Here is a 10,549-nt window from a genome sequence, read left to right as displayed (position 1 = left end):
GTCGCCCGCGTTCATCCAGCTCTTCGACCAGACTTCGATACTTAGACCGAAGCCAGCACACAATGGTCTCGTCTCTCATCCCTGCTCTTGTGCAGAGGCTCTCCACTCCGGTCAATCACTATTGCGGTAAGTTGTTTCCTGCCACCGCCTTAGTTCGGAAGTGGCAGCACCAGGGAGAAGTTTGCTCCGCGCTCAGGGGCAGTCTGCACCTCGATATGCCCGCCATGCGCCTCAACCAGCGCCTTCGCAATAAAGAGCCCCAGACCGGTTCCTTCAACCTCGCGACTGGTCGTTCCGCGATGATACTTTTCAAACAGCAACGGCACTTCAGCGGGTGGAATGCCGGGGCCAGTATCAGCAATCGAGGCCACAACCTCGCCATTCCGCCACTCAGAACTGACAGTGACCTGCCCACTTGGAGGGGTAAACTTTAATGCATTCGACACCAAATTGCTGACAGCACGAGCGAGAGCCAGCGCATCGCCGTGCAATGTGGGAAGATCGGGTTGCAAATCAAACGTGAGCGCGATACTCCGCTGACGCGCTTCTGCCTCGTACTGCTGTCCCACTTGCGTTAGCAGCCCATTGATCTCAAGGGGTTTCTTCTCCAAGTTTAACTGTCCATCTTCCAAGCGAGACACATTGAGATAGTTCTCGACCAATGAAAACACCGTACAGACGTTGTCTCGAAGTTGGCGCAGGTCTTTCTCCTGCTGCGCTTGGCTTTCCTGTCCGATGCTGTCAAGAAGCAAGTCAGCATAGCCGAGCACGACCGCTAATGGACTCTTGATGTCGTGCGTCAGCATCATGAGAAACTCTTGGCGTTGCCGATCCAACGCTTTCCGTGTCGAAATATCACGGAGCGTAGCGATAATGCCCATCGGCTGTCCCTCTTTGTCACGACGCAGACGCGCGCGGATCTCTACAGGAACGACACTCCCATCGCGCCGCACGATCTCGGTCTCAAATAATCCCGGTAGTCGCTCTCCAGCAACAGCCAGTCGCACCCGCTCGTCACACAATGTCACCATATCTGGTGTCGCAATCTTGCGATAATGCTGTCCGACGAGGTCATGGCGCGACCACCCCAGCATCATTTCTAAGCCCCAGTTCACATCGGTCATCATGCCTTCAAGCGTGCATGACAAGATACCGTCGCTCACGTTTTCGATGAGCCCACGATACCGTTTCTCACTTTCTCGCAGGAGTTGTTCGATACGAGCACGCGCGACAATCTCTTTTTCCAGATCAGCATTCACCTCCGCTAGCTGCGCGGTTCGATCTTTTACTCGCTGTTCGAGTTCATCGTTGAGTGTTCGCACCTCCCCTTCGACACGTGTCCGCTCAGCAACCTCGCGTTCAAGTTTTTCATTGATGCTGACAACCGTCCGAGCACGGACACTTGCGGTCTGTGCAAACGTTACTGCCAACATCAGTAATGTCGACATGCCAAGACCAGCGATGAGTACAACTGCAGGAAGTGAAGACCCCTCGCTTTTCAATAACGAGGCTTGTGGCCACAGCCGCAAGCGCCAGGGCGTTCCGTACAAATCAATGATCGAAGTCTGCTGCCATGTGTCCTCGTGTACCGACATCGCTTGAGGCATGCGATATATTAGAGTGTTCGCATCGGATAGGGCATTCCATACTCTGGCATTACTCGATCATGGAGAATTGAGTCCAGTAGCTCCTGCAACCGGAAGATACCAACGATCACACCAATACAGTCGTTTCCGCGGAAGATCGGCACAAAGACAAGCATGCCTTTTTCCTTGTCGTCAAGTTCAACCGTCCGCGTCACCGTCACTTCACGACGCTCGCGGACAGCGTCCCAGGCTTTACGCCGTTGCTCTTCAAATATCCAGTTCAGTTCGAGCACAGCATCGGGACCTTTAAGGGGGACAGCCCAGCGCAACGAAAGCCAGGCGTCTGCCCAGGCGATGGCGTGGTATCCCGGGAAGTGATTGAGATTCAGCTCAGCTTCAAACTCCCACTCTTCTTGTGGCAGGCGTCCATTTTTTTCCCAGCGCCTCGCAATGTCTACCAATGCAAGAATACGAGCTTGCATCTGTGCGGCTATTTCATTCTTGAGACTCGACGCTTCGGCGGTAACCAGGCGTTGAATATGGGTTCGCTCCTGAACGTGAAGAGCCCACCACAACATGAGGGAAATAAGCGCGACCCCTCCTCCGGCAAGGAACGGAAGCCAGCCTGGAGCATGCGGTTTCACCTCGTTCACAAATATTCCTCCTATGAGGTTAAGTCATATGGGTACAAGCGATTTGAGGTCCCCACTGGGAAATATCGGCACCTCGAAGGAAAACTTTAATTTCCTCACAAAACAACTTCAAAATTAGACAAAAAGACAGCTTTTCCAATAGGTTACACAAGAAGAAGGACTCCCCTGGCGGTGAAGAATCGCGGGCATCAGCAGACTTGCAACGCAAAGCAATTTCTCCTATGACGGCGACACTTTGAGTCGAACATAAAAAATAAGGGGGAACCATGATTCGTTTAGAATTTGCCCTGCGCCGCAAACCGGGAATGTCACGAGCAGAGTTCCAGCAATACTGGCGTGCAGTACACGGCCCGTTAGTGGCAAAACATGCAACGACATTGAATATTCATCGCTACATCCAGTTGCACACTCTCGACGATCCCATTAACGACCAACTTGCGGGCGCGCGCGGGAAAATGGAACAACCGTATGATGGCGTCGCCGAGCTATGGTGGACAACCAGAGAAGCTATGGCTGCCAGTGTCGGCACTGCAGCAGGCCGAGATGCAGGCAAGGAATTGCTTGAAGACGAAAAGAACTTTATCGACCTGCCGAACTCACCCTTGTGGTTCACCTACGAATATCCACAAGTGAATCCCTCAGAAGAGATTGTCGCCCGTGAACATAGCCCACTGGTGAAACTGTTCTTCCCTCTTCGTCATCACTCGCACCAGAGCCTCGAGGAAGCGCAACTCTACTGGCGGACCAATCATGGCCCACTCATTCGTGGCATGTCGCTCGGCATGCGCATGAAACGGTACATACAAGTGCATTACTACGCCGATGCCGTGGAACAACAACTACGCACCGCTCGTGGGACAACGATTGCACCCTATACCGGTCATGCCGAAGCGTGGTTCGATCGTGCTGATTTCGCCGTTCTTGCCAATACACCGGAAGGCAAACGTGCAATGGAACTTGCGGTTGAAGACGAGGCAAAGTTTATTGATTTTTCCAGATCAACCATGTGGATTGGGAAAGAGCGGGTGTTTATTGATCGGAGGTAAGCGCACCCTCCGCGCGCACAAAGACAAGTATTGCAAGTGAGATCAGGGGGATTGAGTACGTGCCAGGGTTCTATTTTCTGGCGAGCTTTGGCTAAGGGCAATTTCTGGCTTTCCGGTAGCCTTCACGCTGGGCCTCCCCTTCGCTGGAGAACGAGACAATGTTCTTCGCACTGAGTCGTTCGTACCCTGGGCAGCGTGGGAGATGGTAGATTCTGCTACGCCGATTGCCCCTGACCTCACCCACATATTCGCCAGGCTGTCGAGACTCGACACGGTCAGATGGTGCAACCTCTTTGGTTGCCCATCTTTTCTTCCCTTCTGCCTGGGCGTGTTGCGCACATCGGCGAAAACGTTTCATGTAGTCACGGCGGAAGGGGAAGCGTGTATAGGCTGGTGAGTACCCTTCGCAGATGATGACTTCGTTAAGGAGGCGACCATCCGCTAGTCGTACAAATGCGAGAAGACGCCCGTGAGGATCGCGTCGTTGCTGGTCATACTCTAACGTAATCCGACCACCGAGACCGACGAGTGACTTCACAAAGTCTGAAGCCTGCTGTCCGAGTGCTTGAATAGCCGGGGCAGATTGGCCCGAGCGCACAGCATCACGGTGCAGCTTGTCGGAGTCGTGGACTTCCGGGCAATCGATACCGATTAAGCGTACAGTAGCCAGCTTCCCGTTCAGCGTCACAACCAAAATATCACAGTCGGTGATCTGCGTTAGCACTGCCTCATCGCCGCCTCCTGCGCTCACTGGCAGCGCGAGCCTCATGAAGAAGATGCAGAGAAGAATAATCCAGCTACGAACCTTCATCGTACGGCTGTAGTCGGAGCGAAGTGCCAAGGCATCACCTCACGCCTTGCTTGCAAGTTGCCAAATGAACCGCTGAGCAGGACTAGCGAAGAGGACATAGGAATAGGCCACCAATAGTGAGTAAGGCAAGTACGCCATATGACGCAACCGTCATCCAGTACATGCAAGACTCTTCCTCTCTTGTCATAATGTGTTTGGCGTAGGTTTTCCCGAAAAGCAGCGAGACAACAACCACAGTGGCCATCACCACGCCAAACGTCTCAATGATGCCACGGGACAATTGCCCCGATCCTGTCGTCTGTGGTTGCTACGAGGAGATTACAAGTAGCTGATTTTGTTAATGCCGGGAGCGAGAATCGAACTCGCACGCTTTTGAGGGCGGTGGATTTTGAGTCCACTGCGTCTGCCAGTTCCGCCATCCCGGCACATGGGGAGAATCAACGACTTACAGCAGGTTGGATACCGTCAACAAGGGGGGTTGTGCCTAAATTTGTGACCGTTTTGGCTGCAATCCGTTCATCAATCCGTTTTGCTGCCTCTTCCAGATCCCCAGCGCTCACAATGTTGTACCGCTCAAACACGTCACGGGTTTTGTGACCAGTGATCATCATGGCAACACGCTCAGGAACTCCGCCTCTCACAAGATTCCTCACTGCTGTACGTCCAAAGTCGTGCGGAATCTTATCGGCTAGCTTGGCATCTTTGCAAGCCCGGCTCCAGGAGCCCCGAAGGTCCTTAATCCGCTCCCCCTGCGGATGAAAGACCAAAGGGCAATCTGGATAGCGTGACATTTGCTCTTGCCATTGGCAGTGTGAGGCTTGCCCCTCTGGCCCCACCTGCTGCACCTCAGCATGGTGTACCCTCTCGACGTGATCGCTGGTGGCGCGTCGACCTCACTGCATGATTTGACAGGAAGCGCACTAGCCCGGATTATTCATGAACGAAGAGCGGAAGGGAAGATTTGCAGGGAATTGTTCTTCGTGACGTAGCAATATGACAAAAAGTGAATGCTGAAGAGAACGCGAGTGAGAAGTAGGTGCCAAGGTAGGAGTTCGACGAGGCCTGAGGGCCGGAGAAGATGGACTACTCCCTGCCGACGCCGCAGCGACAGCGAACAGAAGGAAAACGATCCGGGAGTCGGAAGCGATTAGGCCGAAGAGAGGACGGGCGGCGCGGTGAGCGAGGAAGCGAGTTGGCGGAACAGGGGCGCTAACGGAAACGCGACCGGAAGTCGGACAAGTACCCGCCGCGTTGACTCCGAGACCAACGCCGCTACTTTCAAGAGTTGGAGCCGCAACGTATCGAATTGGGCGCGGCCCAGCTGCGGTGCCCGTACGGCCACTTGCGTGCGGAGGGCGTGGATCAGCACATAGGCCGCGGCGTGTTCCAGCAAGCGAAAGAAGTTCGCGGCAAAGGTGGAACATGACAGGCGATCGGCCTGCAGGGCATTTTTGAAGTCTTTAATGAAATTCTCACATTGCCCGCGCCCACAAGACGCATGATAGAGAGAGCCGGGGCAAACTCTGAGAGGGAGGTCACCACAAAGCGGGGATTGGCGCCATGCTCGTTCACTTCCGCTTTCATCACGACGTGCCGCGTCTGCGGCCAACTCTCGGCAGCGTAGGCAAAGGCGTCAAAGTGTTGCACGGTGTGTTTGGTCGCGTGAAAGCGTCGGCGAGCTTCGCTTAACGCCGCTGCGCCGTGCCGCAGGAGGGCGGCATTCTGGGCGAGCCCCACGACGTACGCGATGCCGCCCAACTCCCGATTCAATTCCTCTACCATGCGCAGGATACGGGGCACGGCAAAGGCTGAATCCCCACGCACGACGATCTGGGTTTGCGGAAAGCGGGATTTCAGACGCCGAATAATCCGGCGTAACACGCCCATCGCGCCACGCGCCGCATGCGCATTGCCCGGCCGCAGCACCACGCTCACTAATTGTCCCCGCTCCCCATCAAAGATCACCAACGGATGATACATGTGCTGATCGTAATAGCCGTGAAAGCACGAGAGCTGCTGTTGGCCGTGCGTGGGATCGTCAGTGGAATCGACATCCAAGACAATCACCTCCGGGGAGACCGTAAAGGACCTCACATACTGTTCCTCAATCTCACAGACCAGCGCACGCAGTTTCCCCACGCCTACCGCGTTCTCCAACCGCGACAGCGTCGGTTGGGAGGACAGGCCAGCGGCCTGAGGAGAACGATCGCAGACACTCTTGAGTAGGGGGTCATGGCGGAGTCGGTCGGCATCATTACAGTCCGGATACCCCAAGACAATCTGGTAGAGCCGCTGGCGCATTTGTTCACGGCGATCGTGCTTCACTTTCCGCGGATCCCGTTCATCGGGGAGTAACGCCGCAAATCGCTCGCTCAATCCCAGCCGATCATCCATTTGGCGCAGCAACAATGCCCCGCCATCACTGGAGATATGGGGAGCGTCAAAGGCCACCGTTATGGGGGACGCTGGATGGAAGTCTAGCCTCAGTTGTGCAATACACTCTGCCATCGGCTCGCTCCTTTGTTACCGGTCCGAAAGTCGTTATAACTTCAGACCTTAGCAAAAGCGAGCCGTTTCGTCTTACCTCTCCATGAATAATCCGGGCTAGTGCGGATGGCTCTGCGTACTCAATGCCCAGCTAGTGCAGACACTGTTCCAAGATCAAGTGACGGGCGCTATTGCTTCCTCTATTTCCCGCAGGACCGAGAGGGCTTCGGCAAGCAGTTTTGGTTGTTGACTTCGAGTGACATCAGGCATATCAGACCCCTATGAGGTTGTAGTGACTGCGGATAACAGGTGCAGGGCAAAACCGCCTGAAAACCCGGCTAATATGGCATTATCAGGGCAAAATGACACGTTAATCAATGGTTCGACAAAGACAAAAAGATGAAGCAACGAAAACAAAACAAAGAGAGAGGCGAACGTTCATCTACAGCGCCGCTTGTTGCCCCGCATGTGGCGCAGGCGTTGGAAAGAACGCAGATAGCTAAATATCATACCAAGGGAGGGCATGGCTTCTCCGCTGAAGATGCAAATAACTTCGCCGACAGAATTCGAGGTAAGCGGGCCGAAGTTGCTGGAATCACCAATGAGCTGAACGGTGCAGATCGTATTATCGACGGGCTTCGAGTTCAATCGAAATATTTTCGGACAGCTTCTGAAACAGTGGCAGCAGCTTTCGATTCTATTACAGGTGCGTATAGATATTCCGGCCAGGTGCTTGCAGTACCAAAAGATCAATATGAAGCCTGCGTTGTATTAATGCGTGACCGTATTTCGAAAGGAAAGGTTTTGGGCTTCAGTGATCCAGCCGATGCAGAAAAGATAATTCAGAAAGGAACGATCACGTATAAACAGGCTCGGAATATCGCGCGAGCGGGTAACATTGATTCTATTGTTTTCGACACAAAGACACAAGCTGTTACCTCTTCCTATGTTTTCGCGATTTCTTTCGGGGTCACCTTCGCACAGAATTGTTGGCGTGGAGAATAGCCGAGAGACGCTACGCAGGCAGCCTTTGCTTCTGCTATGACCGCTGGCGGTACGACGCTAATAACCGGCGTCGTAAGTGCTCAGATCCTCCGAACGAGAGCTGCTGCAATTGGAGTAGTCACGGCTCGTAGCAGTGTCAGGGCCATTTCAGGGAACACCGTTGGGCGAGAAGCGATTCAGCGTATCGCCGCAGGATCTCTCGGCAAAGCTGTTTATGGTGCGGCTGCGGTGAACCACGTGTCGAAACTGCTCCGCAGTAACGCTGTAACGGCGACGATTGCCACCGTAGCGACAACCACACCGGATTTCTATCGCGCAGCGTTTGACCGCTCGATCTCATGGCGTCAATTCTCCAAGAACCTATCCATAAACTTAGCGGGAGTAGCCGGAGGTACTGCAGGTTGGGCCGGTGGAGCAGCCGCAGGCGCAGCTGCTGGCAGCGTTGTTCCTGGCATTGGCACCGCTGCCGGGGCAGTGATTGGTGGTATCGCTGGTGCACTTGCAGGAGGTCTCGGTGGGGCTTCGGCAGCCAAAGCAGTTGCAGACAAGGTCGTAGATGATGATTCAATGGATCTTCTCGGAATTCTTCGCGAAGAGATCGAGTCGTTGGCGCTCGATTATCTGCTCACAGAAGATGAAGTCAAGCAGATTTCGGATCACATGAAGAAGACAGTTACTCTCAAGTGGCTAAGGAAGATGTTCAAGGAGGGAAGATCATCAAAAGGCAATGAGTCGAAGCGAAGCTTTGTTCAAAGAGCATTCGAACCCTTCTTTGAAACGATTTTGGAAAAGCGACCCAGGATTGAGCTGCCTTCTCCCGATATACTTGCTGACGAGGTTCTTAAGCTAGTCGATGCCATAGAGGTACAAAATGTCGAACCAACCGCGCCACCGCATCGCGGCCCTGTGGCGTGAAGGGATGAATGTGAAAGGCCGCGGTCGGGCCGCTCGCGGTGCGCTCAGGCGTTAGGCTTCTTCTCACTCGACTATCCAGAATATCTCGAACTGAAAAAGAAAAGTCGCTTGCTGGGCGTGTTGTGGCGTATTGGGGATACCAGCTATTACGTCGGGTTGTTGGGAGTTTTTGGCACGGTGTTGTGGCTTCTGCTCTCTGCTGATTCATGAGCGAGTTTTGTGCGTTGCTACCGCAAGCCGGGTTGATACTCATCCAGGCCTCCTTGGCTGCGAGTGGCAGCGGTAGGATGGCGAGAGACAAATTTTCACCCCCCAAGGAGGTCTGGATGAATTTCTACACCCAGCAGCATAAACATTATTGTGGCATCGATCTACATGCGAAAGCGATGTACGTCTGCATTCTCGATCACAGTGGCGCGAAACTCGTGCACAAAAATCTGCCGACGACACCGGACGCGTTTCTGCGGGTCATTGCTTCTTATAGAGAGGATCTGGTGGTTGGTGTGGAGTGTATGTTCACCTGGTATTGGCTGGCGGACCTCTGTGCGAAGGAAGGGATTGCCTGTGTCTTAGGCCATGCCCTCTATATGAAAGCGATTCATGGGGGCAAAGCGAAGAACGATAAAATCGATGCCCACAAGATTGCGGTCTTATTACGTGGGGGAATGATGCCGCAAGCTTATGTCTATCCGTCAGAGATGCGGGCCACGCGGGATTTACTCCGGCGCCGGTGTCATCTGGCCCGGAAGCGGGCCGAACTCTTAGCGCACATTCAGAATACCAACAGTCAGTACAATCTGCCCGAGATTGGCAAACGGCTGGCGAACCAATCCAATCGGGCAGATGTGGCGGACCATTTCCCCGATCCCAGTGTCCACAAGACCATCGAGATCGATGTGTCGCTCATTGATCACTACGACCAATTGTTGGGAGAGGTAGAGCTCTATCTCACCCGCAGTGCCAAAACCGATGACGTGCAGACGTTCGCGCGTTTACAATCGGTTCCTGGGATTGGCGAGATTCTCGCGCTCGTCCTGTTATATGAGATTCACGACATCACGCGCTTTCCCCGGGTGCAAGATTTCGTCTCGTATTGTCGGCTGGTGAAATGTGCCAAAGAATCGAGTGGCAAAAAACTGGGGACGTCGGGCAAAAAGATTGGCAACGTACATCTGCGCTGGGCGTTTGCCGAAGCGGCCGTGCTTTTTATCCGGCAGAGCAAACCGGGGAAAGAATATTTCGCCAAGCTGGAACAGAAACACGGCAAAGCCAAAGCGCTCACCGTGCTCGCCCACAAGTTGGGCCGCGCCGTGTATTACATGCTCACGCGGGAACAGGCGTTTGATCTCCAACGCTTTGTCACTGCGTAACCGCTGAGGGGAGAGACTGAGCTCATGGCCTAACTGGCGCACCGAGGGCTGAGCCTTTTGCTGACTCCTTCCTTATCTACAGCAGAGACTGTACGAGAGTCGCTGGACGAAACGCCCGACGCCATATGGATTGATTGGACGGTCTCTTCTGCTCACTTTCTTGGTGATCCGTCACCAGGTGTCCCGTGGCTGCCCCTCCCCCGAGTCTGGAACTAACTAGGAGTGTCTGTGGACATAACCCGCTGGCATTGAGAAGACCGGAACGAGGGTACAGAAGAGTTTCTAGGACGTAGTCTCGGTAGAGACTACTGTTTCCCGCACAAAATGTTCCACGGGAAACATCGATCCTCAATAGGTGTTTGGTGCAGCCCACGTGCTGTGACCAGCAACCGAAATCAAGTCAGCTGCGATCGCTTGGCACAGATGTATCACTATATGTTATCGGACGGCCACCCCGCCCCCGCGATGCATGCGTCTGTCCTCTTGACAACGGAGCCCTGATAGGGGTTAGGCACTGGTCCTCTGGCACTCTCCCTTGCTTCTTCTTCCGTACCCTTCCGGCAAAGCTGGTTGACTTTCGTATGTCTCGTTTATTTGGATGCTCGGTGACGAGTACGGGTGCAAGTGTCCCGGAGTAGGTGTGGACTTCACGGACGGCGGTGGGATCTGCTATAAG

The 10,549-nt window shown here is 54.1% G+C and carries 8 protein-coding genes, 1 tRNA gene and 1 pseudogene; 3 read left to right on the top strand and 7 right to left on the bottom strand.

Features of this window, described 5'->3' with window-relative positions:
- Nucleotides 1–149 precede the first annotated feature (149 nt).
- Nucleotides 150–1,607: a PAS domain S-box protein gene (locus FJ147_24255; GenBank protein ID MBM4258999.1), complete on the bottom strand. Its 1,458-nt coding sequence runs from the start codon at nt 1,605–1,607 to the stop codon at nt 150–152.
- Nucleotides 1,608–1,615: 8 nt separating this feature from the next.
- Entirely contained in the window at nt 1,616–2,239 is a 624-nt protein-coding gene (locus FJ147_24250; protein ID MBM4258998.1) for a hypothetical protein, read from the bottom strand.
- Nucleotides 2,240–2,505: 266 nt separating this feature from the next.
- Here FJ147_24250 and FJ147_24245 point away from each other — a divergent pair, with 266 nt between their 5' ends.
- The gene (locus FJ147_24245; protein MBM4258997.1) at nt 2,506–3,285 is read left to right on the top strand and encodes a hypothetical protein; all 780 of its coding nucleotides are present in this window, start codon (nt 2,506–2,508) and stop codon (nt 3,283–3,285) included.
- A gap of 91 nt (nt 3,286–3,376) precedes the next feature.
- On the opposite strand, the gene FJ147_24240 is transcribed toward FJ147_24245, so the two are convergent.
- The 5 genes from FJ147_24240 to FJ147_24220 all read right to left on the bottom strand — a co-directional run bounded on the left by FJ147_24240 (nt 3,377) and on the right by FJ147_24220 (nt 6,604).
- Nucleotides 3,377–4,126 (bottom strand): hypothetical protein, encoded by a 750-nt coding sequence (locus tag FJ147_24240; protein MBM4258996.1) that lies wholly within the window; start codon nt 4,124–4,126, stop codon nt 3,377–3,379.
- 311 nt (nt 4,127–4,437) lie between these two features.
- Nucleotides 4,438–4,521 (bottom strand) — tRNA-Leu (locus tag FJ147_24235).
- A 12-nt stretch (nt 4,522–4,533) separates the two neighbouring features.
- The gene (locus tag FJ147_24230) at nt 4,534–4,887 is read right to left on the bottom strand and encodes a hypothetical protein (protein MBM4258995.1); all 354 of its coding nucleotides are present in this window, start codon (nt 4,885–4,887) and stop codon (nt 4,534–4,536) included.
- 356 nt (nt 4,888–5,243) lie between these two features.
- Nucleotides 5,244–5,705 (bottom strand): transposase, encoded by a 462-nt coding sequence (locus FJ147_24225; protein ID MBM4258994.1) that lies wholly within the window; start codon nt 5,703–5,705, stop codon nt 5,244–5,246.
- Nucleotides 5,459–6,604 carry an IS1380 family transposase gene (locus tag FJ147_24220; protein ID MBM4258993.1) on the bottom strand — a complete coding sequence of 382 codons (1,146 nt, stop codon included), beginning with the start codon at nt 6,602–6,604 and terminating at the stop codon, nt 5,459–5,461. Before FJ147_24220 ends, FJ147_24225 begins: the two co-directional genes overlap by 247 nt.
- Nucleotides 6,605–6,982: 378 nt before the next feature.
- On the opposite strand from FJ147_24220, the pseudogene FJ147_24215 reads away from it, so the two are divergent.
- Nucleotides 6,983–8,503 (top strand): annotated as a pseudogene (locus tag FJ147_24215) (hypothetical protein).
- A gap of 326 nt (nt 8,504–8,829) precedes the next feature.
- Entirely contained in the window at nt 8,830–9,873 is a 1,044-nt protein-coding gene (locus FJ147_24210) for an IS110 family transposase (GenBank protein ID MBM4258992.1), read from the top strand.
- The last annotated feature ends 676 nt before the right edge of the window (nt 9,874–10,549 follow it).

It is taken from the genome of Deltaproteobacteria bacterium (assembly GCA_016874775.1).
Taxonomy (GTDB): Bacteria; Desulfobacterota; Binatia; order Bin18; family Bin18; genus VGTJ01.
Note: the sequence above shows the minus strand (reverse complement) of the source record. Positions and strands in the feature narration are given on the sequence as shown.